This window comes from Halomonas caseinilytica (genome assembly GCF_001662285.1).
GTDB lineage: Bacteria > Pseudomonadota > Gammaproteobacteria > Pseudomonadales > Halomonadaceae > Halomonas > Halomonas caseinilytica.
Map to the genome: position 1 here is coordinate 1 of NZ_BDEO01000008.1, position 24663 is coordinate 24663.

At 65.6% G+C, this 24663-nt stretch carries 24 protein-coding genes; 17 read left to right on the forward strand and 7 right to left on the reverse strand.

What is annotated here, in order from left to right; all coding sequences use genetic code 11:
* Positions 1 to 54 precede the first annotated feature (54 nt).
* Both HSDC_RS09950 and pgi read left to right on the forward strand, forming a co-directional pair.
* On the forward strand, positions 55 to 531 hold the full coding sequence (locus tag HSDC_RS09950) for a methylglyoxal synthase (protein WP_064699802.1): 477 nt from the start codon (positions 55 to 57) through the stop codon (positions 529 to 531).
* A 54-nt stretch (positions 532 to 585) separates the two neighbouring features.
* Positions 586 to 2250, forward strand: a complete 1665-nt coding sequence (pgi, locus tag HSDC_RS09955) for a glucose-6-phosphate isomerase (protein ID WP_064699803.1) — start codon at positions 586 to 588, stop codon at positions 2248 to 2250.
* Positions 2251 to 2289: 39 nt separating this feature from the next.
* Here the strand turns inward: pgi and HSDC_RS09960 are convergent, their stop codons facing one another.
* The gene (locus HSDC_RS09960) at positions 2290 to 2676 is read right to left on the reverse strand and encodes a fluoride efflux transporter FluC (protein WP_064699804.1); all 387 of its coding nucleotides are present in this window, start codon (positions 2674 to 2676) and stop codon (positions 2290 to 2292) included.
* Positions 2673 to 3059 (reverse strand): fluoride efflux transporter CrcB, encoded by a 387-nt coding sequence (gene crcB / locus HSDC_RS09965; RefSeq protein ID WP_064699805.1) that lies wholly within the window; start codon positions 3057 to 3059, stop codon positions 2673 to 2675. Before crcB ends, HSDC_RS09960 begins: the two co-directional genes overlap by 4 nt.
* Before the next feature lie 221 nt (positions 3060 to 3280).
* Between crcB and ybiO the strand changes: the two genes are divergently transcribed.
* A complete protein-coding gene (gene ybiO / locus HSDC_RS09970) occupies positions 3281 to 5623 on the forward strand; it encodes a mechanosensitive channel protein (protein WP_064699806.1) in 2343 nt (780 codons plus the stop codon).
* Positions 5624 to 5913: 290 nt separating this feature from the next.
* On the opposite strand, the gene HSDC_RS09975 is transcribed toward ybiO, so the two are convergent.
* The 4 genes from HSDC_RS09975 to hemC are packed head-to-tail and all read right to left on the reverse strand — an operon-like array spanning position 5914 to position 10459.
* Positions 5914 to 7167: a heme biosynthesis HemY N-terminal domain-containing protein gene (locus tag HSDC_RS09975; protein ID WP_064699807.1), complete on the reverse strand. Its 1254-nt coding sequence runs from the start codon at positions 7165 to 7167 to the stop codon at positions 5914 to 5916.
* Positions 7164 to 8729 carry a uroporphyrinogen-III C-methyltransferase gene (locus HSDC_RS09980; RefSeq protein ID WP_064699808.1) on the reverse strand — a complete coding sequence of 522 codons (1566 nt, stop codon included), beginning with the start codon at positions 8727 to 8729 and terminating at the stop codon, positions 7164 to 7166. Before HSDC_RS09980 ends, HSDC_RS09975 begins: the two co-directional genes overlap by 4 nt.
* 6 nt (positions 8730 to 8735) lie before the next feature.
* Positions 8736 to 9524, reverse strand: a complete 789-nt coding sequence (locus tag HSDC_RS09985) for a uroporphyrinogen-III synthase (RefSeq protein ID WP_064699998.1) — start codon at positions 9522 to 9524, stop codon at positions 8736 to 8738.
* 2 nt (positions 9525 to 9526) lie between these two features.
* Positions 9527 to 10459 carry a hydroxymethylbilane synthase gene (gene hemC, locus HSDC_RS09990; RefSeq protein ID WP_064699999.1) on the reverse strand — a complete coding sequence of 311 codons (933 nt, stop codon included), beginning with the start codon at positions 10457 to 10459 and terminating at the stop codon, positions 9527 to 9529.
* Between the two features lie 255 nt (positions 10460 to 10714).
* Between hemC and argH the strand changes: the two genes are divergently transcribed.
* From argH to HSDC_RS10025, 7 genes are read left to right on the forward strand one after another with little or no spacing between them, the layout of a single operon-like run.
* On the forward strand, positions 10715 to 12133 hold the full coding sequence (gene argH, locus HSDC_RS09995; RefSeq protein ID WP_064699809.1) for an argininosuccinate lyase: 1419 nt from the start codon (positions 10715 to 10717) through the stop codon (positions 12131 to 12133).
* Positions 12133 to 12315, forward strand: coding sequence for an LPS translocon maturation chaperone LptM (gene lptM, locus HSDC_RS10000; RefSeq protein WP_064699810.1), 183 nt, complete (start codon positions 12133 to 12135; stop codon positions 12313 to 12315). Before argH ends, lptM begins: the two co-directional genes overlap by 1 nt.
* Before the next feature lie 2 nt (positions 12316 to 12317).
* On the forward strand, positions 12318 to 13607 hold the full coding sequence (gene lysA, locus HSDC_RS10005; protein WP_064699811.1) for a diaminopimelate decarboxylase: 1290 nt from the start codon (positions 12318 to 12320) through the stop codon (positions 13605 to 13607).
* A complete protein-coding gene (gene dapF / locus HSDC_RS10010) occupies positions 13607 to 14440 on the forward strand; it encodes a diaminopimelate epimerase (RefSeq protein ID WP_064699812.1) in 834 nt (277 codons plus the stop codon). Before lysA ends, dapF begins: the two co-directional genes overlap by 1 nt.
* Before the next feature lie 36 nt (positions 14441 to 14476).
* Complete coding sequence (locus HSDC_RS10015) at positions 14477 to 15196, forward strand: DUF484 family protein (RefSeq protein WP_064699813.1); 720 nt, start codon at positions 14477 to 14479, stop codon at positions 15194 to 15196.
* The gene (locus tag HSDC_RS10020; protein WP_064700000.1) at positions 15189 to 16115 is read left to right on the forward strand and encodes a tyrosine recombinase XerC; all 927 of its coding nucleotides are present in this window, start codon (positions 15189 to 15191) and stop codon (positions 16113 to 16115) included. Before HSDC_RS10015 ends, HSDC_RS10020 begins: the two co-directional genes overlap by 8 nt.
* Positions 16112 to 16864, forward strand: a complete 753-nt coding sequence (locus tag HSDC_RS10025) for an HAD family hydrolase (RefSeq protein WP_064699814.1) — start codon at positions 16112 to 16114, stop codon at positions 16862 to 16864. The genes HSDC_RS10020 and HSDC_RS10025 overlap by 4 nt, the downstream gene beginning before the upstream one ends.
* Before the next feature lie 302 nt (positions 16865 to 17166).
* On the opposite strand, the gene yihA is transcribed toward HSDC_RS10025, so the two are convergent.
* Positions 17167 to 17781: a ribosome biogenesis GTP-binding protein YihA/YsxC gene (gene yihA, locus HSDC_RS10030; RefSeq protein ID WP_064699815.1), complete on the reverse strand. Its 615-nt coding sequence runs from the start codon at positions 17779 to 17781 to the stop codon at positions 17167 to 17169.
* 230 nt (positions 17782 to 18011) lie between these two features.
* On the opposite strand from yihA, the gene HSDC_RS10035 reads away from it, so the two are divergent.
* The 7 genes from HSDC_RS10035 (at position 18012) to thiD (ending at position 24621) form a co-directional block, all read left to right on the forward strand.
* Positions 18012 to 18632, forward strand: a complete 621-nt coding sequence (locus tag HSDC_RS10035) for a c-type cytochrome (RefSeq protein ID WP_064699816.1) — start codon at positions 18012 to 18014, stop codon at positions 18630 to 18632.
* Between the two features lie 133 nt (positions 18633 to 18765).
* Positions 18766 to 19398 carry a thiol:disulfide interchange protein DsbA/DsbL gene (locus tag HSDC_RS10040; protein WP_064699817.1) on the forward strand — a complete coding sequence of 211 codons (633 nt, stop codon included), beginning with the start codon at positions 18766 to 18768 and terminating at the stop codon, positions 19396 to 19398.
* 2 nt (positions 19399 to 19400) lie between these two features.
* Complete coding sequence (locus HSDC_RS10045) at positions 19401 to 20222, forward strand: endonuclease/exonuclease/phosphatase family protein (protein ID WP_064699818.1); 822 nt, start codon at positions 19401 to 19403, stop codon at positions 20220 to 20222.
* Positions 20223 to 20384: 162 nt separating this feature from the next.
* Complete coding sequence (locus tag HSDC_RS10050) at positions 20385 to 20945, forward strand: TRAP transporter small permease subunit (RefSeq protein ID WP_064699819.1); 561 nt, start codon at positions 20385 to 20387, stop codon at positions 20943 to 20945.
* Entirely contained in the window at positions 20945 to 22348 is a 1404-nt protein-coding gene (locus HSDC_RS10055; RefSeq protein ID WP_064699820.1) for a TRAP transporter large permease, read from the forward strand. The genes HSDC_RS10050 and HSDC_RS10055 overlap by 1 nt, the downstream gene beginning before the upstream one ends.
* Positions 22349 to 22534: 186 nt before the next feature.
* The gene (locus tag HSDC_RS10060; RefSeq protein ID WP_425292858.1) at positions 22535 to 23599 is read left to right on the forward strand and encodes a TRAP transporter substrate-binding protein; all 1065 of its coding nucleotides are present in this window, start codon (positions 22535 to 22537) and stop codon (positions 23597 to 23599) included.
* A gap of 191 nt (positions 23600 to 23790) precedes the next feature.
* Positions 23791 to 24621: a bifunctional hydroxymethylpyrimidine kinase/phosphomethylpyrimidine kinase gene (gene thiD, locus HSDC_RS10065; RefSeq protein WP_064699822.1), complete on the forward strand. Its 831-nt coding sequence runs from the start codon at positions 23791 to 23793 to the stop codon at positions 24619 to 24621.
* Positions 24622 to 24663 lie beyond the last annotated feature (42 nt).

Here is a 24663-nt window from a genome sequence, read left to right on the forward strand (position 1 = left end):
TGAACGCCCACGGCGGCACCGATACCCTGAAGATCCTGGCCGTGGAGAACCGCCATGCCTGATGCACGCCCGCAACGCAACGTCCGCCGCACCCTGCCGGCCCGCAAGCGCATTGCCCTGATCGCCCACGACGGCAAGAAGGAAGAGATGCTCGAGTGGGCCGGGCGCTGGCGGGATACCCTGGCCGAGCACGAACTGATCGGCACCGGCACCACGGCCAACCGCATCTCGCGCCAGCTGGGGCTCGAGGTGGAACCCTTGATGAGTGGCCCGCTGGGCGGCGACCAGCAGATCGGCGCCCGCATCGCCGAGCAGGGGCTCGATTTGCTGGTCTTCTTCTGGGACCCCTTTGCGCCCCAGCCCCATGACCCGGACGTCAAGGCCCTGCTGCGTCTGGCCGCCCTGTGGAACATCCCGGTGGCCTGCAATCCGGCCAGCGCGGATTTCCTGCTCAGCTCGCCCTTGCTCGACCGGGACTACGAGATGACCGTGCCCGATGCCGGCAGCTGGGTGTCGGCCCGCAATCCCTGACATAACGCCACCGATGCACGACAACAACGCACGATAACCGAGAGGAACATTGGCATGTTTCAGCTCACTCGCAGCGTCACCTGGCAAGCCCTGAAACAGCTCCAGGCCCAGACCGCCGGCGACCGCATCCGCGATTACTTCACTGCCGACCCGCAACGCTTCGAGCGCATGAGCCTGAGGGTCGGAGGCCTCTTCCTCGACTACTCCAAGCATCACATCTCCGATGCGGTGCTCGACAAGCTGCTCGAACTGGCCGACCACTCCGCACTGGTCCAGCGCCGCGCGCAGATGTTCTCCGGCGACATCATCAACGTCACCGAAAACCGTCCGGTGCTGCATACCGCACTACGCAACCTGGGCGACGATCCGCTGATGGTCGACGGCCAGGACGTGATGCCGGAGATCCACCGCACCCGTGAGCAGATCAGGCGTTTTTCCGAGGAAGTGCGCAGCGGCGAGTGGAAGGGCTACAGCGGCGAACGCATCCGCGACGTGGTCAACATCGGCATCGGTGGCTCCGACCTCGGCCCCAACATGGCCTGCCGGGCCCTGCTCAAGCATCGCCACCCGGAGATCAACTTCCACTTCGTCTCCAACGTCGACGGCACCCACATTCAGAAGGTGTTGTCGCGCCTGGACCCGGCCACCACCCTGTTCATCGTCTCCACCAAGACCTTCTCCACCCAGGAGACCCTGCTCAACGCCAAGACGGCGCGTCGCTGGTTCCTGGAGAACGCTGGCGAGGACGCCGACGTGGGCGCCCACTTCGTCGCCGCCTCAACCAATCGCAAGGCCGCCATGGAATTCGGCATTCGCGAGGAGAATGTCTTCGAATTCTGGGCCTGGGTCGGCGGGCGTTACTCGATGTGGTCCTCGATCGGGCTGCCCATCGCGCTCTCCATCGGCTTTGACGGCTTCATGGAAATGCTCGAAGGTGCCCACGAAATGGACCAGCATTTTCTGAATGCGCCCAACAGCGCCAACATGCCCGTGCTGATGGCGCTGATCGGCATCTGGTACATCAACTTCCAGGGCGCCGAGACTCATGCCATCGTGCCCTACGATCAGGCACTGCATCAGTTGCCGGCCTTCCTCCAGCAGCTCGACATGGAGTCCAACGGCAAGTCGGTGGATATCTTCGGCCACCCCGTCGACTACAAGACCGGCCCCATCGTCTGGGGGCAAACCGGCTCCAACGGCCAGCACGCCTTCTTCCAGCTGCTCCACCAGGGCACTCGCTACGTGCCGATCGATTTCATCGCCTCGCTGAAGCCGGAACCGGGGGTCGAGGATCACCACTTCGCGCTGCTCACCAACATGTTGGCCCAGGCCAACGCCTTCATGGAGGGCAGCCAGGAGGGGAGCCGGCTCGACCCCTACAGCTGTCCGGGCAACCGGCCTTCCAGTACCCTGCTGCTCGACGAGTTGACGCCGAAGAACCTCGGCGCCCTGATCGCCCTGTACGAGCACAAGGTCTTCGTGCAGGGCGTGATCTGGAACATCAATTCCTTCGATCAGTGGGGCGTCCAGCTCGGCAAGCGCATTGCCGGCGAGATCAGCGAGCGCATCGACGAGCAGAGCCAGGACTTCGACGGCTCCACCCAGGGCCTGCTGAAGCTGGTACGCGAGCATTTCACCGCCCGCCAGGCCGGCGATGGCGACGCAACGCCCACCGAGGCACAGGCGAAGAACGCTGCTCGAAACAAGAAGAAGGCGTGAAGACCGGCCGGCACGCCGCTCAGGGGAGGCTTGCTCGAGTCACGAGGGTGTGCCGACCCGCTGCCCCAGCCAGGCCGCGCCCAGCCACAAGGGCACACTGCCGACACCATAGGCCAGCGCCAGCCAGGGATGGCCGGTGTTCAGGAGATGGAAGGTCTCCAGGCCGAACAGCGAAAAGGTCGTGAAGCCGCCGCAAAAGCCGGCGACCAGGAAAGGCTGCCAGCGCGCCGCATGCCCGCTGATACGGTGCGAGGCCCGGGCGGCGAAGGCGGCGATCAGCCAGGAACCGACCAGGTTGACGACCAACGTCCCCCAGACGAAGGCGCTGCCCCATAACGCCCACGCCCCCTGAGCAACCAGCAGCCGCAGGGCCGCTCCCAGACCACTGCCCAACCCGACGGATAGATAACCGCGCCAGCTGGTCATACGCCACCTCCCACGGCCCACCAGCCCAGGCCCGCCATGGCGACACCCGGCACCAGAGTGGCCATGATGTTGAGCAGGGCGGCGTTCTTTCGCCCCTCCTGAAAGAGCGTCAGGGTCTGCAGACTGAAGGAAGAAACCGTGGTAAAGCCACCCAGCACGCCGACGGCCAGGAACGTCCAGCCGACCGCGCCGGCCTCGGGCCAGCCCACCAGGGCGGCCAGAGCGCCGATGCCCAGCGTGCCGCCCAGATTGACGACCAGGGTGCCCCAGGGGAAAGTGCGCCCCCACCAGAGGGCCGTCAGCTCCGTGACGGCCAGGCGTGCCATGCCGCCCAAAGCGCCGCCGAGCACCACCAGTAGCCAATTCAGCGGGCCGAGTGTCATCGTGATCTCCTCCGATTGTGCGCCGTCATGTTAGCGAAGCCAGTGAATGGCCACCAGACAGCCGACGCCACCTCCGCACCACGCCCACGTATTCTTCTCTTGTATAAGTTTCGTACACTGCTCTAGGGTCATGTCAGAATACCCCTCTGTGATAGCCTGACCGGCCTTTATCGAACTCCCACGCTTCACTCACTCAAACGCCCTGACACGGAGGCCATAGCGTGAGCAAGACACGACTCCTACCCCTGGCCCTCGGCTGGCTGGTGATCGCCCTGCTGGCGTTCGCAGGCCCGGCCTTGGCGCAGTCGTCGGATCCCGGAGCCAATGCTCCGGCCAATGCCGCCCTGGCCGATATGCTCGAGAATCCCGAGACGCGCCAACAGCTCATCGATCAGCTGCGCGGTATGGCCGATGCCAATACGACCGAGGAGCAGGCCGACACCAGCACGGCTCCCGCGGTAAAGGAACCCTCCCTGCCACGCCGCCTGGCAGAGCTCACCAGTCACGCAGCCGGTAACATCGGCCTGCAGGCCAGCCTGTTGTACAGCAGCCTGGCCAACCTGTTCACCGGTGGCGAAGAAGGGGCCTCCATCGACCTGGCCGTGGTGACCAGCGCTGCCATCAACCTGGGCCTGGTCATCCTGGCCACCTTCGCGCTGTTCCTGATCATCCGACGGCTGGTGCGCCCCTTGTTCGCCCGCCTGAGTCTCTGGTCGATGAACGGTCCGGCACTCCAGCCGCTGCTCCGACTGGTCATCTGTGTGGCCCTGGCCGCGCTGGTCGACATCCTGGTCGTGGCACTGGCCTATATCGGCGGCAACTTGCTGGCCACCTTCGTGGTGGGAGAAAGCGGTGAACTGACCACTCGCGCCTCGCTGTTCCTCAATGCCTTCCTGGTGATCGAGCTGCTCAAGGCCGGCGTGCGCATGCTGTTCGCTTCGCGCTATGAGGGCCTGCGTCTGCTGCCCGTGGCGGCAAGGGATGCCTCGTACTGGAATCGCTGGATCGCGCGCCTGATCGGCCTGGCCGGTTACGGCCTGATGGTGGTCGTGCCCTTGATCAGCGCCTATCTCTCGCCGACCCTCGGCCAGAGCGTCGGCACCCTGATCATGATCGGGGCCTTCATCTATGCCGTCGGCGTGGTCCTGCGCAATCGTCAGCGCCTGCGCGATGCCCTGCATCGGCAGGCGGCCCGGGCCAGCCTGTCCGCTTCGCGCGTCGCGCTGACCCTGCTGGGACGCATCTGGCACCTGCTGGCCATCGCCTATTTCTTCATGGTGCTGGTGCTGACCCTGACGCGCCCCACCGATGCCCTGCCCTTCGTGCTGATAGCAACGCTGGAGACTCTGGCCGCCGTCTTGATCGGGCTTTGGCTCTCGAAGCTCCTGACCCAGACCATCGGCCGGCGCGTGACGCTCAGGGATGACCTGCGACAGAAGCTGCCGCTGCTGGAAGGACGACTCAACGCCTACATTCCCAAGGCGCTGCGCGTCGTGCGCATCGTCCTGCTGATCCTGGTGGTGATGGTGTCGCTGAACGCCTGGCAGGTCTTCGATCTGGCCGGCTGGTACGCCTCCGAAGCGGGCCGCGGCCTGGTCGCACGCTTGTTCAGCATCGCCGTGATCCTGCTGGTCGCTCTAGCCATCTGGCTGGTCCTGGCCAGTCTGATCGAGCACAAGCTCAATCCGGCCACCGGCCGCGGCGAGCCGTCTTCGCGTGCCCAGACGCTGCTCTCGCTGTTCCGCAATGCCATCGCCATCACCCTGATCACCGTGACCATCATGGTGGTGCTGGCCGAGATCGGCATCAATATCGGCCCGCTGATCGCCGGCGCCGGGGTACTCGGCCTGGCCATCGGCTTCGGCGCACAAAAGCTGGTGCAGGACATCATCACCGGTGTCTTCATCCAGGTGGAGAATGCCCTCAATGTCGGTGACGTGGTCACGCTCGGCGGCATCACCGGTACCGCCGAGCGCCTGAGCATTCGCTCGGTGGGTCTCCGCGACCTGAGCGGCACCTACCACATCGTGCCCTTCTCCAGCGTCGATACCGTGTCCAACTATATGCGCGAATTCGCCTATCATGTTGGCGAGTACGGCATTGCCTATCGCGAGAACATCGATGAGGCGATCCAGGCCTTGAATGCCGCCTTCGACGACCTGGCCGAGGACGAGGAACAGAAGATCAACCTCCTCGAACCGCTGGAAGTGGCTGGCGTGATCGCCCTGGCCGACAGCTCGGTGAACATCCGGGTGCGCATCAAGACCACGCCTGGCATGCAATGGGCCGTGGGTCGCGCCTACAACCGACTCGTCAAGTATCACTTCGACGAAGCCGGTATCGAGATTCCCTTCCCGCATACCACCCTCTACTTCGGGGCGGACAAGGATGGCGGTGCACCGCCGGCCAACCTGCGCATCATGCAGCAGGACTTCACCATCGACGGCAGCCCCGCCGGTCAGCCGAAGCATCCCGAGACACCGACGCGTACCACACCGCCGGTATCGCAAGAGGTGCACAACCAGGACGACGACGGCGGCGTCGGCAACCCTGGCGGCACCTGATGCCGCCTCCCTCGCCGCGATGGCGGCGAGGGCCACTCACAACAACGCCACAAAGGGCCGCCGGAAGGCGGCCCTTTGTCGTCTCTCATCTGCCTCTTTCTCGCCCTGACCCTTTCGCTTCCTGATCTTTTGTCACCCTGACGCTTGCCGCCCCCGAGTCACTGACGAGCTCGCCGGTGGCGTGCCTCGTCATGCCGGATCGAAACGCTCAGCGATGCCGTAAACGACGACGGGGCGGCCCGAAGGCCGCCCCGTCACAAGTCGTATCGCCGAAGCGCCATCGGCGAGTGTCAGGACGCCTTGCGCGCGCCTTTCGACAACGTATCTTCCGGTTCGGTGGGCTGTGGCAGCGAAGGAAGCGACTTGTCGAGCAGCTCGACGCTCTGCCGATAGTAGAGCTGGCTCTTGTTGTGCTCGCCCAGGCTGGCATAGAGCCGCGCCAGTTCCGCACAGACCACGCCACTGGGACGCTGACGATGGCTGGCCTCGAAATACTCCTGTGCCTTGCCCCAATAGGCATTGCGCAACGACAGACGCCCCAGGGTCAGCAGCAGGTCAGGATCATTGGGACGCTCCTGCAGCCACTTCTCGGCCACCACCAGCTGACGCGCCGCGTCGACCTCGAGCAACCCGTAGCGCAATACCAGACGGCTGTCCCAGTGCTCCTTGAGCGACTGGCGCAGCAGGCGCTCGGCGATGGCCTGCTGATCCCCGCGCACCAGCGCCTCGGCATAGAGCACGATCAAATCGACATTGCCGCGCAGGTGATCGGGCATATCCGCCCAGAGGGTGCGCACCTGCTCGATATCGCCGGCATCCCGTGCCTCCTGGGCAATCAATTCGCGATAGGCCCGCTGTTCGAGCTGCTCGCGCTCTTCCTGGGAAATCAACTGCTGGGCGCCCAGGCGAGGCATCAGGCGCCGTAGCCCTTCCCAGTCGCTGACGCTGAGGTAGGCCTGCTTGAGTTGCTTGAGCACCTGCGGGTGATTGGGCAGATGGCGGTCCAGCCGCGTCAGGATCGCCAGTGCCTCTTCATACTGCTGGCGATCCAGCATCAACTGGGCCTGCATCATGCCCACTGCCGTATCGGCGCCCTCGGTACTCAGGTGGGCTCGCTTGAGCAGGGTATCGGCCTGCTCGTAACGCCCCTGGTAATGGGCCGCCAGAGCGGCGGAAAGGTAGTTGACCAAGGGTGTGCTGGAATCGTCGGCGGCCTTGACCAGCGCCTTCTCGGCGCGCTTCCAGCGCCCCTCGGCCAGGGCCACCAGGCCTCGCACGGTGCGCCGCATGGCGCTGCGATTGCGCGACCGGCTGCTCCAGCCCTTGAAGCGGCTGACCGGCCGCGACAGACGCATGATCAGCCTCAGCAAGAAGTGCAACACCACGAAGGCCGCCAGCAGCAGTACCAGGCCGAACCAGAAGGTGGTCTGGTAGGAGGTGTCGCCGACCCTCACCAGCCAATAGCCGGGTACCGACATCATCAACTGGCCGAGCAGCGCCCCGATCGCGAGGCCGACGACCACGATCAGAATCAGCTTCCTCATGCCTCGTCTCCCTGGCCGTCGCCACCCGCCTCGAAGCGGTTCTCGATGAATGTCTGCAACGCCTGCTGCGAGCCGCTGATATCCGGCAACTCAGGGCGAATACTGCGTCCCTTGAGCTCCTCGAGCTGCGACAGAACGCCCTGGACGCCGCTGTCATCGGTATCGTAGTAGCCACGAATCAGCTTCAACGCCTTGTCGAGGCTGGCGTCATACAGTTCCTGTTCTTCCTTGAGCAGCGCCAGTTGGGCCTGCTCCAGCACCAGACGCACGCTCTGACGCAGGTAGGACTCCTGTTCCGGCGAGATCAGCGCCTCCAAGGCCTCATCGTGCTTGCGCACCGTGACCAGATCCTTGAGTTCCTCGCCGACTTTCGACAGCTGCTTCTGCCAGCCACCGGACGGTGCCTCCTCGATGGACGCATCGCCGGTGATCTCCTCGACATCCTGAGCCAGGGGACGGCCGGCGATCTGTTCCTGCTGGGCATTGAGCGTCAAGAACAGGCCCGTGCGATCGACACGTGGCACCGAACGCAACGCGGCCAGCTCCGAGGCGATCTCGCGACGCACGGGCATCAACGCCGGATTATCGGCTTCCTTCAGACGGGCATCGGCGGTGCGCAACAGGGCAGCGGAGCCCTCGACATCCCGCTCCAGTTGCAGCCGCTGATTGGCCAGGCGCAGCAGATAAGCGGCTTCGGCATGCAGCCAATCCCGCTCGTCGGTCTGCTGCTCCCGAGATAGTTGCTCGAGCACCTTGTCGAGGTTCTCGTTGACATCGCTGCGGTACGTCTCGAACTCCTGACGCAGCGAGTCGGCTGCCGATTTCCGCTCGCTCTGGGCGCTCTGCAGCTGCTTCGACAGATCGTCCACCTGTGCCTGAGTCGCCGGTTGCTCGGGCAACTCGGCCAGACGCTGCTGCTGGCCTTGCAGGCGCTGCCACCCCAGCCAGCCGAACACACCGACGGCAATCGCCAGCAGGATCACCAGCACCAGGGCCAGGACCCCGGCCTTGCCTCCTTTGCCTCCTTTGCCTCCTTTGCCGCTATTGCCATCACTGCCGCCGCCTGATTTTCCGTTACCGGCACCCGTCTTGCCGCTCGCGGCCTTGCCCGTATCCGTCTTGCTGCTTGTCGACCGAGTCGTGCCCTTGTCGGTCGTGCTCTTGCTGCCAGCCGTGGCAGCAGAAGCCGATGCGCTCGACGTTGTCGAACTGGACGACTTGGTATCGCGCTTCTTCTCGGCTTCCCCCGATGACTTGGCGGTCGCTACCGCCGCCTCGCTCGCCTGGGTCGAGGAGCTGGTGCCACTCGCGGCATCGGGCTTGCCCGTTCCGTCCTCCCCGGTGGAGGCATCGCCAGCAGCATCATGGGAGGTGCTACCGGCCCCGGCAGACGACGTGGACGTGCCACCGCCCTTGCCACGTCGACGCGAGCGGCGCGACGATGAGCCCCCGGTCTTGCCGCTCTCTTCCGGCTGGCGCTCAGTGGTCCCTGCATCGGCACCGCCCTGGGCTTCGCCGGAGGGCGCTTGCTGTTCATCCTGATCTTGTGATTGCTTGCTCATCTGTCGCTAGCCCTTTTCGAGATCGTCATGATCGACATCGGCCTCTTTCGGGTCCCGGGCCCTTGCCACGGCGGCCGCGAGTGCGGCGGGCGTGGCTCCCGATGCCACGACGGGAACACGAAACCCCAGTGTGCCGGCCAGTGTAGCCAACCGGTGACTGGATACGATTAACGGTTGGTCCAAGGCGGTACACGAACACCATCTTGCCAGATGTTCGAGGATTTCTCCGCTACTCACCACCAACGCATGATAGTCGCCTTCTCGCAGCCGGTGCCGTAGCGTCGGCGACGGTTCGAGAAGACGTCGCCGATAGACCGCCAGATGCGTCAACCGTGCGCCGCGCTCAGCGAGCGTCTCGCCCAGCAGCGCTCGCCCGCCCTCACCGCCAACCAGCAGGGTACGCTGCCCTGTCAGTCGCTGCAGCGACCCCAACGATAGCAGCGCCTCGCTGGAATGCTCCTTACCGCTCGGCGGCACATGCACGCGCACTCCCAGTGTATCGTGCAGCGCGGCCGCGGTACTCGGCCCCACACCGTAATACTCGATCCCCACAGGCAACTGTGGCCAATAGCGATCCAGTGCCTCGGCGAGGCATTCGGCGGCGAAGGGGCTGGTCACCACCACCCGCCGGAATTGATCGAAATCCAGCCAGGCGGCACGCATCGCCTGGGTTTCGGGCAGCGCCTCCAGCGCCATGACCTCAGCGCGCTCGACGGCGAAGCCCTCGGCGTCGATGGCCTCCGCCAACGGCGCGGCACGCGCACCCGGGCGACAGATCACAACCGGCAGGCTCATCATCAGCCGGCGCCGTAGACCTCGGCAAGGATGTCCCCGGCCCCCTGGTCGAGCAACTCTTCCGCTACGCGAATGCCCAGTGCCTCGGGTTCATGGATGGAACCCCGGCCCTCGGCGCGCAACACCTGCGTGCCATCGGGATTGCCGACCAGGGCACGCAGCCAGAGCGTCTGGCCATCGTCCTCGAATACGGCATGGCCGGCAATCGGCACCTGGCAGCCACCTTCCAGGCGCGTGTTCATGGCCCGTTCGGCACGTACCCGAGTGGCGGTGTCCGGATCGTCGAGTGGCGCCAGCAGGCCGATCAACTCGGCATCGTGCATGCGACACTCGATGCCCAGCGCGCCCTGCCCACAGGCCGGCAGGCAGACCTCGGGCGGCAGTTCCTGGGTGATACGTGCTTCGAGACCCAGCCGCTTGAGGCCGGCTGTGGCCAGCAGGATGGCATCGAACTCGCCATCGTCGAGCTTGCCGAGCCGGGTCTGGACATTGCCACGCAGGCTCAACACTTCCAGGTCGGGCCTGCGCTCGCGCATCTGCAGGCCCCGCCGCAGGCTGGAGGTGCCGATTCGCGCCCCTTCGGGCAACTCGTCGATCGAGGCGTAATGATGGGAAATGAAGGCATCGGTGGGCTCGGCCCCAGCCAGGATCACCGACAGGCCGAGACTCTCGGGAAACTGCATGGGCACGTCCTTCATGGAGTGCACCGCGATGTCGGCCCGGCCATCGAGCATCGCCTCCTCGAGCTCCTTGACGAACAACCCCTTGCCTCCCACCTTGGCCAGCGGCGTGTCGAGAATCTGGTCACCGCGCGTGGACAGGGCCACAAGCTCCACCTTCAGCTCCGGATGGACCTCCATCAAACGGTCGCGGACATGTTCGGCCTGCCACATGGCCAACTGACTCTTGCGAGTGGCGATACGCAGCGTCTGCATGGCTTGTTGCACCTGGTTCCCCCGTACCGGTTCGCGTGTCGCGGCGCCGCCGCGACCGGGCCCGGTGGTGATGACATGATTTTCCATCATCATAAAGTACCGGAAGGAACAGGAAAAATCGCCGCCTCCGGGAACACCGGCCCGCACGCCCCTCGCCTGTTCTCCGGACTCTGGTACACTTTCGGCATGTCAACCAGCGCGGCCAGGCATCGCCGTCGCTGTCACCCATCGAACAGTCAGCAGGATGTCAGCCCGATGAGCTCAAGCCAGACGAGCAACAGCACCAACCAGTCCTGGGGCGGCCGCTTCAGCGAGCCCACCGACGCCTTCGTCGCCCGCTTCACCGCCTCTGTCGACTTCGATCGCCGGCTGGCCCTGCACGACATTCAGGGCTCGCGTGCCCATGCCACCATGCTCGCCCGGGTGGGCGTGCTCACCGAGGATGAGCGCGACGCCATCCTCGGCGGCTTGGATGAGGTCGCCGCCGAGATCGAAGACGGCCGCTTTGAATGGTCGGTGGCGCTCGAGGACGTGCACATGAACATCGAGGCGCGCCTGACCGAGAAGATCGGCATCACCGGCAAGAAGCTGCACACCGGCCGCAGCCGCAACGACCAGGTGGCCACCGACATCCGCCTGTTCCTGCGCGACGAGATCGACACCGTGGCCGCCGAGCTGGCCCGGCTGCGCGAGGGGCTGATCGAGCTGGCCGACCGCGAGGCCGACACCATCATGCCCGGTTTCACCCACCTGCAGACCGCCCAGCCGGTGACCTTCGGCCACCACCTGCTGGCCTGGCAGGAGATGCTGGCCCGCGATCATGAGCGCCTCCTCGACTGCCGCAAGCGCGTCAACGTACTGCCGCTCGGGGCCGCCGCCCTGGCCGGCACCACCTACCCCATCGACCGCCACGTCACCGCCGAGCTGCTGGGCTTCGAGCGTCCCGCCGAGAACAGCCTCGACGCCGTGAGCGACCGTGACTTCGCCATCGAGTTCACGAGTTTCGCCAGCCTGCTGCTGATGCACCTGTCGCGGATGAGCGAGGAGCTAGTGCTGTGGACCAGCGCCCAGTTCGACTTCATCGACCTGCCCGACCGCTTCTGCACCGGCTCGTCGATCATGCCGCAGAAGAAGAATCCCGATGTGCCGGAGCTGGTGCGCGGCAAGTCCGGCCGGGTCTATGGCCACCTGATGAGCCTGCTGACGCTGATGAAGTCGCAGCCGCTGGCCTACAACAAGGACAATCAGGAGGACAAGGAGCCGCTGTTCGACACTGTCACCACCGTGCAGGATTGCCTCAAGGCCTTCGCCGACATGGTGCCGGCCATCGAAGCCAAGGCAGACAACATGTTCGAGGCGGCTCGCAAGGGCTTCTCCACCGCCACCGATCTGGCCGACTACCTGGTGCGCCGCGGCGTGGCCTTCCGCGATGCCCACGAGATCGTCGGCCAGTCCGTGGCCCATGGCCTGCGCGAGGGCAAGGACCTCTCGGAGATGAGCCTCGAGGAACTGCAGGGCTTTTCTTCGGCGATCGACGAAGACGTCTTCGAGGTCCTGACCCTGGAAGGTTCCGTGGCGGCTCGCCAGCATATCGGCGGCACGGCCCCCGACCAGGTCCGCGCCGCGGCCCAACGGGCCCGCGAAGCGCTCACCGCGCTGAGGAGCCGTGACTGATGCGCCGCTTGCCCATCCTCCTGTTGCTGGCCGTCTTGCTGGCCGGCTGCGGTCAGAAGGGACCGCTCTATCAGCCCGACAACGAGGCCGCGGCCGAGCGCTACGCTCCGCCTGACGAGAGCGCCACCGAACGCGACGACACCACCACGCCCGAGCGGGCCGCCGACGAAGAAGGCGACTAGACATGGATCATTTCGACTATCGGGACGGTGTCCTGCACGGCGAGGATGTCGACCTCACGCAGATCGCCGACGCGTTCGGCACGCCCTGCTACGTCTATTCCAAGGCCACCCTGGCACGCCATTTCCGCGCCTACACCGAAGCGCTCGGCAGCCACCCGCACCTGATCTGCTATGCGGTCAAGGCCAACGCCAATCTGGCGGTGCTGAACCTGCTGGCACGCCTTGGCGCCGGCTTCGACATCGTCTCGGTGGGCGAGCTGGAACGCGTGCTGGCCGCCGGCGGCGACCCCGCCAAGGTGGTCTTCTCCGGTGTCGCCAAGCAGGAAAACGAGATGGCCCGGGCGCTCGAGGTCGGCATCAAGTGCTTCAACGTCGAATCCCGGGCCGAGCTGGAACGCCTCGACGCCGTGGCCCGAGGGCTCGGCCAGGTGGCGCCGGTGTCGCTGCGCGTCAACCCGGATGTCGATGCCGGCACCCACCCTTATATTTCCACCGGCCTGAAGGACAACAAGTTCGGCATCCCGGTGGACGAGGCCTTCGAGGTCTATCGTCAGGCCGCCACCATGGAGAATGTGCGCATCGCCGGCCTGGATTGCCACATCGGCTCCCAGCTCACCGAGCTCTCGCCCTTCCTCGATGCCCTGGATCGCCTGCTCGCCCTGCTCGAACGCCTGCGCGACATCGGCATCGAGGTCGAGCATCTCGACCTCGGTGGAGGACTCGGTGTGCCCTATCAGGACGAGAACCCGCCCCAGCCCTTCGACTACGCCACCTCGCTGCTCGAGCGGCTGTCGCGCTGGCCGGGCAGCGAGCGGCTGACGCTGCTGTTCGAGCCGGGGCGCTCCATCGCCGCCAATGCCGGTGTTCTCCTCACTCGGGTGGAATTCCTCAAGCCCGGGGAAACCAGGAACTTCGCCATCGTCGACGCCGCCATGAACGACCTGATCCGCCCGGCACTCTATCAGGCCTGGCAGGCGATTCTGCCGGTCGATACCCGTCAGGCACGAGAGACGGACACCTACGACGTTGTCGGCCCGGTCTGCGAGACCGGCGACTTCCTCGGCAAGGAGCGCCGCCTTGGCATCGCCGCCGGCGATCTGCTGGCGGTACGCTCCGCCGGCGCCTACGGTTTTGTCATGGCCTCGAACTACAACAGCCGCCCGCGTCCGCCGGAGGTGATGGTGGATGGTGACCAGGTTCACCTGGTCCGCCGCCGCGAGCGCCTGGAGGACCTCTGGGCGGGCGAGATGACGCTGCCGGACGACGCGACGACCGGGGGAGAGACACCCTGATGTTGCTGCATTTCACCAAGATGCACGGCCTGGGCAACGATTTCATGGTCGTCGACCTGGTTACCCAGCGAGCCCGATTGCGCGACGAGCAGATCCGCGAGCTGGCCGACCGGCGCTTCGGCATCGGCTTCGATCAATTGCTGGTGGTCGAGCCGCCCCGCGATCCGGACATGGATTTTCGTTACCGGATCTACAACGCCGACGGCAGCGAAGTGGAAAACTGCGGCAACGGCGCCCGCTGTTTCGCCCGGTTCGTGCTCGACCAGCGCCTGACGCATAAGCGCGAGATCCATGTCGAGACGGCCGGCGGCCCCCTGACCCTGGTCATCGGGGACGACGGTCGTGTCAGCGTGGACATGGGCCAGCCTCGCTTCGATCCCCAGGCACTGCCCTTCGACGCCGACGGCGACCGTCCCCTGCACGACCTTGAGGTGGATGGGCAGCAACTCTCGATCGGCGTCGCCTCGCTCGGCAATCCTCATGCGGTGCTGCGTGTGGATGATGTGGCGACCGCGCCGGTGGCGACCCTGGGACCGGCCATCGAGGGACACCCCCGCTTCCCCAGACGGGTCAATGCGGGGTTCATGCAGGTCGTATCCACACACGAGATACGCTTGAGGGTCTACGAGCGGGGCAGCGGCGAAACCCTGGCCTGCGGAACCGGCGCCTGCGCCGCCGTGGCCTGCGGCATTCGCCAGGGGCTGCTCGAAAGCCCGGTCACCGTGCACTTGCCCGGCGGCAAGCTGAGGGTCGACTGGCCCGACGCCGAGGCCAACCTGATCATGACAGGCCCCGCCGAGCGCGTCTTCGATGGACGCGTGGTCATCAACTGACGTCCAGGCCCGACCGCACACCAAGGAGATCCCGCCATGACCCGAGCCGCTCCCGAGCCACGCAAGACCCTGGACCCGGATGTCGTGGCCCAGTGGCTGGCCCGGCATCCCGATTTCTTCGTTGGCCGTGAAGGTCTGTTGCAGCAGCTCCGGGTACCGCATCCCGAGGCCCGGGGCGCGACGTCACTGCTCGAGCGCCTGGTGGCCGACCTGCGCAGCCGCGCCGAGCATGCCGAAGGCCGCCTCGAGCAACTGCTGGATTCCGCTCGCCACAACGAGGCTCAGTATCGGCGCACGCGCGAATTGATCCTGGCACTGCTGGAAGCCGAGGACGGCGATGCCCTGGGGCAAGCCCTGGCCACTCAACTGAGCGAGCACTTCCAGACACCGGCGGTGGCCCTGTGGTGTTCTTCCGCGCTCACTGACCGAGAGGCCCACCCCCCTCAACCACCGCGTCACGTCCTCGATGACCATACGACACAGCGTCTGTCTTGCCTGCTCGACAACCGCACCAGCCGCTGCACCCGGCTGACGCGCTCCGACTGGCAACGCCTGCTGCCTCATGTCCCGGCCCCCGAGAAAGGCGGCTCCTGCGCCCTGACGCGCCTCGCCGTGGGTGAGCCTCTGGGGTATCTGGTATTGGCCAGTCCCGCGCCGGACCATTTCCGCGCCAGCATGGATACCCTGTTCACCGAATACGTCGGGGATGTGGTCGCCCGGCTGCTGGCACGACCGACGCCTTCGGATCATGGCTAGAGTGCCTGGCGCCTCGACGCCGCTCGGTCGAGAAGCGGAGGCCTTTCTCGGCGACCTCGCACGCACCGCCAGCCCGGGCACGGTGGAGGCCTACCGCCGGGATCTGACGGCGCTGCTCGAATTCCTCGACCGCCATGGCCTCGGGGAGCCCGCCGCGCTGGATGCCGCCTTGTTGCGCCGCTTCCTCGGCGGCGAACGCGCCCGGGGCCTAGCGCCGCGCAGCCTGGCCCGGCGCCGCGCGGCCCTGTCTCGTTTCGCCGAACACCTGATGGCCCAGGGGCACCTGGACCACAATCCCGTGTCGCTGGTCCGCACCCCGCGCGTACCCCGCGACCTTCCTCGTCCCGTGGATGTCGATGCGCTCGCGCACTTTCTCGACACGCCCCATGACGGCTCGCCCCTGGCATGCCGCGACCAGGCCATGCTGGAACTGTTCTATTCCAGCGGCCTGCGCCTGGCCGAACTGGCCGCGCTCGATCTCGACGACCTCCATGCCCAGCGGGTTCGCGTGCTCGGCAAGGGCCGCAAACCGCGCCAGGTACCGGTGGGCCGGCGCGCCGACCAGGCACTCACCGCCTGGCTGCCGTTGCGAGGCGCCCTGGCGGCCGACGATGAGCCGGCCCTGTTCGTCGGTATCCGGGGCCATCGCCTCGGCCATCGAGCGATCCAGCAGCGTCTGAAGCACCTGGCTCTCACCCGCGGACTCGCCGAGCACCTGCATCCGCACCGTCTGCGCCACTCCTTCGCCAGCCATCTGCTCGAATCCAGCCAGGACCTGCGCGCGGTCCAGGAACTGCTCGGTCACGCCAACCTTTCCACCACCCAGGTCTATACGCGACTCGACTGGCAACACCTGGCGGCCGGCTACGACGCTGCCCACCCTCGTGCCCGCCGCCGACGCGACCCCGACGACACATGAACCGACACGATACCCGGCTTCGCGCCCTGACCTTCGACCTCGACGACACCCTCTGGGACAACCAGGGCGTGATGTCCCGCACCGAAGCACTGCACTACGCCTGGCTCGACGAACAGCTGGCCGACTGGCTCGCCGCCCATGGCGAAACGCCGCGGCGTTTCGCCGAGGCCATGCCGATCACCCACTACCAGACCCATCGCCGACGCCTCGCCGAGCAACATCCGCTGCGGCGGGGGGATTTCACCTGGATACGCGAACGCACCCTGGTCGAGCTGCTGGAAGCCTTCGGTCTGTCGCGGGCCTCAGCCTGGCTCTGGGCTTCGCTCACCATGGCGCGCTTCCATGCACTACGCCTGGAGGTTGCGCCCTATCCCGAAGCGGAGCCCTTGCTCGAAGCCCTCGCGCAGGATTACCGCCTGGGCGCCATCACCAACGGCAACCTGGCCTTCCATCGCCTGGCGCTGTCGCGTCACTTCGAGGTGGTCATCGCCGCCGGCGAGATGCCTGCCCCCAAGCCCGACGCTCGCCCCTTCCTGGCGACGCTCAGCCGCCTGGGGGCAACGCCGGCACAGGCCCTGCACGTGGGAGATTCATGGCAGGAGGACATTCTGCCGGCGATCCGGCTGGGCATGCGCGCGGCCTGGATCGCCCCGCACGCCCCGGCCGACACCCCGATGCCGAAGGGCGCGTATCGACTGGAGCATGTCAGGGAACTACCGGACCTGCTGGAGTGGATGGAGCGGGAGTAGGACATCGTATCGGCCAGTGAGCCTTCCCGGGGACAAGCCTCCGCGAGGGCGCTGTAACCCCATCCATGGGCGCGACATCCGCCCTGCAGCGCTCCCGCTTCCTGCTCCGCTTGCGGGACCCGGGCTGGCCCCCCCTGGCCAGCCCGTTCGGCGGCATGCGCCTCACCCATGGCGGATGACCCTCGCCTCCACCTTGTCCCCGGCGCTCACTCGACGCCTGCCAGCCACAACTGCTGATTACTGGCCTTCAATGAACCTTCTAAGACGGCGATTAACGCCGCATGGCCGAGTGCAGCCAGTTTTTACTGGCGTTCACTCAGCAGCCAGTCGTCCAGGCGTGCATGCACCTCCTCAATGCCCTGCTTCTTGAGCGCCGAGAACAACTGGATGGACACCAGGTCTTGCCATTCGCGCAACTGGGAGCGTACCTGCTGCAGGGCATTCTTGGCGGCACCGCTCTTCAGCTTGTCGGCCTTGGTCAGCAGGATGTGCACGGGCATGTCCTGCTCATCGGCCCAGCCGAGCATGGTCTGGTCGAATTCGGTCAGCGGATGACGCACGTCCATCAGCAATACCAGGCCACGCAACGAAGTGCGGTGCTGCAGATAATCGGACAGGTGGCGTTGCCACTCCAGCTTGACGGCATCGGGTACCTTGGCATACCCATAACCAGGCAGGTCGACCAGACGCAGCTCGGTGTCATCGCCCAGCGTGAAGAAGTTGATGAGCTGGGTTCGTCCGGGGGTCTTGGAGGTTCGCGCCAGGGCTTTCTGGCGAGTCAGGACGTTGATGGCGCTGGATTTGCCGGCGTTGGAGCGGCCCGCGAAGGCGACCTCGGCCCCCGTATCCGCCGGGCATTTCGCCAGGGTGGGCGCACTGGTGAGAAAACGGGCAGCCTGGTAGTTGAGTCGCGACATGGCAGTTCCTGATGTTGGTCGGGGACAGCGTGAAACCGGCGTCGTTTCCGCGTTCCGGGGGCTCCGTTATACTGCAGCATCATGTGTCTGCGACCCGGGCGACGGCATTATATCACCGGGCCCGCGCCAGCGACGACCGGCGTGACGCGCGTCGACTGCCATCATGATCCGACTGCCACGACGGTCGGTACAAGACAATGACATGGCAAGACAACAACAGTGGGACAGCGATGAGACAGCTACTGGCAAGCCTGGTCATCCTCATGGCCGCATGGAACGCCGCCGCGGCGGACACCGTCAGGGAGGCGGACGCCGACGCCGGACGCGAGAAGGCTCAGCCCTGTGCGGCCTGCCACGGCCAGACCGGCATCAGTCCCTCCGGCCTGTTTCCCAACCTCGCCGGCCAGAAGGCCTCCTATCTGGTCAAGCAGCTCGAGGAGATCCGCGACGGCGTCCGTGAAGTGCCTCAGATGACCGGGCAGCTGGAGGACTTCTCCGATCAGGATATTCGCAATGTGGCCGCCTTCTATGCCGAGCAGGCACCTGCCCTGGGGCAGGCCGATCCCGACGAGGAACTGGTGGCCCACGGCCGCGAACTGTATCGTGCCGGCGACCTGGAACGCGGACTGCCCGCCTGCAGCGCCTGCCATACCCCCACCGGCGCCGGGATCGGCAGTGCGGCTTATCCAGCATTGTCGGGCCAGAAGACCGATTATACCATCGCCGCCCTGAAGGCCTTTGCCGAGGGCAGTCGCGACAACGACCCCAACGGCATCATGCGTGACATTGCCGCCAAGTTGAGCGAACGTGACATGAATGCCCTGGCCAACTATTTGCTCGGCCTGCATTGAGCCTGGCCTGCCCGCGCCGGGCACTCCGGCAACGGCGCCAGGGGAACCACCGCGCCGCGTCGGACTCCAATCCGGCGATGCCATACCGATGGCTCACGTCGGAACCCGATTCATGCAAGGAGAGATTCGCATCATGCTCAAGTCCCTGATGGTTGCCCTGGCGGGCCTCGGCTTGTCCACCATCGTCATGGCTGCTCCCCCGGTGGAAGGCCAGCATTACAGCACCCTCGAGGAGCCGGTGAAGACCCATGTCGAGGATGGCAAGATCGAGGTCACCGAAGCGTTCTGGTATGGCTGCCCTCACTGCTATGACCTGGAAAGCACGCTCAATGCCTGGGTCGATGGACTGCCCGACGATGTGGTCTTCGAGCGCATGCCGGCCACCATGGGCGGCGCTTGGAACAAGCACGCCGCCGCCTTCTACGCCGCCAAGGAGCTCGGCATCCAGAAAGATCTGCATGGCGATTTCTTCGATGCCATCCATGAACAGGGACGCCAGCTGACCGATCCCGAGGAGATCGCGACCTTCTTCAGCGATTACGGGGTCAGCAAGGACGAGGCCCTGGAGGCCTTGGACTCCTTCGGCGTGAAGAGCCAGGTCAACCAGGCCCATGCACGCATGCGCAACATGCAGCTGATGGGCGTTCCCGCTCTCATCGTCGATGGCCGTTACGTGGTGACGCCGAGCAGCGCCGGCAGTCTCGACAACATGCCCCGGATCGCCGGTGAGCTGGTGGACAAGGTGCGCGAGGAGCGAGCGAACTGACGATGGGCTCATCCCTGGCCGAGGTGCGATGGCCGGCTCTGGAGGATGGCCATCTCAAGCTGCTGACCTTCAACCTGCAGGTAGGCATTCAGACCTCGGCCTACCATCACTATCTGACGCGGAGCTGGCAACACCTGCTGCCCCACCCGCGACGCCTCAAGCGCCTCGACATGATCGGCGAGGTGTTGAGTCGCTTCGACGTCGTCGGCCTCCAGGAGGTCGACGGCGGCAGCTTCCGCTCAGGCCGGGTCAACCAGGTCGAGTACCTGGCCAGCCGCGCCGGTTTTCCTCATCACTTCCAGCAGCTCAACCGCAACCTGGGCCAGCTCGCCCAGCACAGCAATGGCCTGCTTTCCAGGTTGTCGCCCCAGCATATCGAAGAGCACAGCCTGCCCGGCCCGATGCCCGGTCGAGGTGCCATCCATGCCCGTTTCGGCGAGGGCCCGGACGCCCTGCACCTGTTCGTCGCACACCTGGCACTGAGCCATCGTGCCCGAGTGCGCCAGCTCGACTATCTCAGCGAGCTGGTCCAGCCATTGCGCCACGTGGTGGTAATGGGAGATCTCAACTGCACGCCCGACCAGTTGCACGCCCATGCGCGTTTCCGCGAGTCATTGCCACTGCATCCGGTACGGCCACCGCTCAGCTACCCCTCCTGGCAGCCACGTCGTGCCCTGGACCACATCCTGCTGTCCGACTCCCTGCAGGCCGACCGCGTTGAGGTGCTCGAGCACCTGTTCTCCGACCACCTGCCCGTGGCGATCGACGTGCGAGTACCGGATGCCTGCCGTGATGCCTTGCTGGGCCGCGACACACCGGCCTAGGCCGGTTCATCGTCGAGCCGCCGCCGGCAGCCCCGGGCAAGGCATAAGACCAATGTTGCCCCCGCTCGCCTGACAGAATCTCGCCCTTTCCCGTATAGTCTTCGTTGACTGCGTCGGCGCATCGCGCCGGTTCGACGCCCTTGGCTGCTCAGCGAGAATCTCATGTCCCAAACCAGCGAGTTGCCGCGCCTCCTCGCCCGGCTAGACCATCTCTCCGAATGGCTCGGCAGGAGCCTTTCCTGGCTGATCCTGGTCATGATGCTGATCCAGTTCCTGATCGTGGTGCTGCGTTATGCCTTCAGCATCAACAGCATTCCCATGCAGGAATCGGTGATGTACCTGCACGCCACGGTATTCATGCTCGCCGCTTCCTATACCCTCCGCCACGACGGCCATGTGCGGGTGGACATCTTCTATCGGGGCATGTCGGCCCGAGGCAAGGCGTTGGTCGACCTGCTCGGCACCCTGCTGTTGCTGATGCCGGTGATGATCTTCGTGATCCTGGTCAGCCTCGGCTATGTGGGCAAGTCCTGGGCGATTTTCGAGGGCTCGCCCGATTCCGGCGGCATTCCCGGCGTCTTTCTGCTCAAGACCCTGATTCCGTTGTTTGCCGCACTGATGCTCCTGCAAGGGCTGGTGGAGGCCGGCCGCAACGTCCTGATCCTGACGGGCCGCCTCTCCCCCGAAGACGACACGCCGAATCAGCACGAGGAACACCTGTGATGATGGAATTCATGCCGCTGGTGCTGTTCGCGGTAATCTGCCTCGTGCTGATGTTCGGCTATCCGGTCGCCCTGTCGCTGGCCGGTACCGCCCTGGCCTTCGCCGGCTTGGGCTTCGGGCTCGAATCACTGGGCATCGACGCCAACTTCGACGGCGGCTACCTCTCCGCCTTCCCCAACCGCCTCTACGGCATCATGACCAACCAGACGCTGCTGGCAGTGCCGCTTTTCGTGCTGATGGGCGTGCTGCTGGAGAAATCCAAGGTCGCCGAGACGCTGCTCGATGCCATGGCGCTGCTGTTCGGCTCGCTGCGCGGGGGCTTGGGCATCTCGGTGACCCTGGTGGGCATGCTGCTGGCGGCCTCCACCGGCATCGTCGGCGCCACCGTGGTGACCATGGGCCTGATGTCGCTGCCAACCATGCTCAAGCGCCACTACAGCCCTTCGCTGGCCACCGGCACCATCTGCGCCACGGGCACGCTCGGGCAGATCATTCCCCCATCCATCGCCCTGGTGCTGCTCGGCGACGTTCTGTCATCGGCCTATCAGCAGGCCCAGCTTTCCATGGGCATCTTCAGCCCCAAGACGGTATCGGTGGGCGATTTGTTCATGGGCGCTCTCGTGCCGGGCCTGATCCTGGTCGTGCTGTATATCGTCTATGTCACCGTCATCGCCTGGCTCAAGCCCAGCACCGCGCCGGCCGCCGACCGCCAGGAGCTGATGGAAGAGCTCGGTCACGACAGTGGCCTGGGATGGCTGTTGCTGAAAGGGCTGGTGCCGCCCATCGTGCTGATCGTGGTGGTGCTCGGCTCGATTCTCGGCGGCTTTGCCACCCCCACCGAAGCCTCGGCGGTCGGGGCCTTCGGCGCCCTGATGATGGCCCTGGCTTATCGTCGCCTGGATCTCGCCACTCTGCGGGAAGTACTGCGTTCCACTGCCAACGTCACCACCATGGTCTTTCTGATCCTGATCGGCGCGGCCCTGTTCTCGCTGGTATTTCGCGCCTACGGCGGCGAGGAACTGGTAACGCATCTGTTCGAGAACATGCCCGGCGGGGTGGTCGGCGCAACACTGGTCGTCATGCTGGTGATCTTCCTGCTCGGCTTCATCCTCGACTTCATCGAGATCACCTTCGTGGTCGTGCCGATCGTCGGGCCGATCCTGCTGGCCATGGGCCTGGACCCGATCTGGCTGGGCATCATGATCGCCATCAACCTGCAGACCTCCTTCCTCACGCCGCCCTTCGGCTTCGCGCTCTTCTACCTGCGCGGCGTGGCACCGGACTCGGTGACGACCTCATCCATCTATCGCGGGGTCATCCCCTTCATTCTGATCCAGCTGGGCATGCTGCTGGCCCTGGCTGTGTTCCCGGAACTGGCCACCTGGCTGCCCGATCAGTTCTGAACCGGGACGAACCGTGGACAAGGCGCCAGCGGTCCAACGGGCAAGGCCAGCTATAGTGTTCCGGACAGGTTCCAATGAGGCAGGTGTGTGTCACCTGCCTCCCCAAGGCCCGCCTCATCGGGTCTCTCCGCACGACCAACAACATCAATAAGGGGAGCGATGCATATGCAATCGAAAGCACTCGTCATGGCCATGGCCGGCGTCGGCCTGACCCTGGCTGCCGGCAGTGCCCAGGCCCAGGACACCTTCGAGTGGAAGCTGGTGACCTCCTGGCCGAAGAACTTTCCCGGCGTCGGCCAGGGGCCGGAGCGTCTGGCCAAGCTGGTCGAGGAAATGTCCGACGGACGACTGCAGATCGAGGTCTTCGGCGCCGGTCAGCTGGTGCCCGGTTTCGAGGTCTTCGACGCCGTCTCCGAAGGCACCGCGGAAATGGGGCACTCCGCCTCCTATTACTGGAAGGGCAAGGCACCGGCCGCCCAGTTCTTCGCCGCCGTCCCCTTCGGCATGAATGCCCAGGAGATGAACGCCTGGTTGCACTATGGCGGCGGCCTGGAACTGTGGAACGAACTGTATGATGACTTCGGCGTCGACGTCATGGCCGCCGGCGCCTCCGGCGTGCAGATGGGCGGCTGGTACAACAAGGAAATCAACTCGGTCGACGACCTGGACGGCCTGAAAATGCGCATGCCAGGGCTCGGCGGCGAGGTCATGAACCGCATGGGCGTGGCCATCGTCAACATGCCCGGCGGCGAGATCTTCACCTCGTTGCAATCCGGTGCCATCGACGCCACCGAATGGATCGGCCCCTACAACGATCTGGCCTTCGGCCTGCACCAGGCCGCCGACTATTACTATTATCCAGGCTGGCACGAGCCGACGGTGATGTTCGAGGCCATCGTCAACGAAGAGGCCATGGCCTCGCTGCCGGCGGACCTGCAAGCCATCCTGCGCACCGCGGTGCGCGACGTGAACCAGGACGTGCTCGACGAGTACACGGCGCGCAACAACGACGCCCTGCAGACACTGATCAACGAGCATGACGTCGAACTGCGTCGCCTGCCGGACGACGTCCTGGCCAAGGCCAAGGAGATCTCTGCCGATGTGGTCGCCGAACTGGCCGAGTCCAGCGACATGGCGAGCAAGATCTACGACTCCTACAGCGCCTTCCAGGACAAGGTGGAGAGTTATCACGCCATCTCCGAACAGGCCTACTACAACGCCCGCAATCCCGACGGCGACACCACCCAGTAGCTGCCGGCCATCACGCTTCCACGGGCCACCTCCGGGTGGCCCGTCGCGTTGCCACCATGGCCGGTACCTATGCGGTACAGGTGAGGGCACCGCGGCCGCGATTTGCCCACACAGACATTTGTGCAGCGCTTGCCTTGCAGTATGCTGGACGCCGCCTCCGGCGATCTCAGAACAGCACGGACAACACGACCATGCCAGCCTCGAATGCCATTCCCCACACCCTGACCATCGCCGGCTCCGATCCTTCCGGCGGTGCCGGCCTGCAGGGCGATATCAAGACCTTTTCTGCCCTGGGCACCTACGCCACCAACGTCATCACTGCCGTGATTGCCCAGAACACCCAAGGGGTGGCCCGGGTGCACCCGGTTTCCGCCGCGGCGATCGGCGAACAGCTCGACAACCTGCTTGACGATGTACGCATCGACGCCGTGAAGATCGGCATGGTGGCCAGCCGCGAGGTCGCCGAGACGATCGGCGAGGCCCTGACCCGCCACCGTCCACGCTGGATCGTGCTCGACCCGGTGATGGTCGCCAAGAGCGGCGACATTCTGGTGGACAACGCCGGTATCGGCGCGGTGCGCGATATCCTGGTGCCACTGGCCGACGTGATCACCCCGAACCTGCCGGAAGCCGCCGTGCTGCTCGACACCCAGGCCCCCAGCACCCCCGATGCCATGGAAGCCATGCTCCCCGGCCTACAGGCGCTATCGGCCCCCTATGTATTGCTCAAGGGTGGCCACCTGCCGGGCGAAGCATGCCCCGACCTGCTGGCCACGCCCACCGACAGTGCCTGGCTGCCGGCCCCACGCATCGATACCGACAACCTGCACGGCACCGGCTGCGCCCTGTCTTCCGCCATCGCCGCGCACCTCGCACATCTGTCGGCGGACGCCGGCCACACCGAGATCGTCGCCGCCATCGGCGAGGCCAAGCAGTGGCTGCATCGTGCCCTGGACGCCAGCCAACGGCTCGCCGTGGGGCACGGGCGGGGCCCGGTGCATCACTTCCACGCCTGGTGGTGATCCCCACCACTTGCGCGGGACGCCGGGGCCACCCATCCTGAA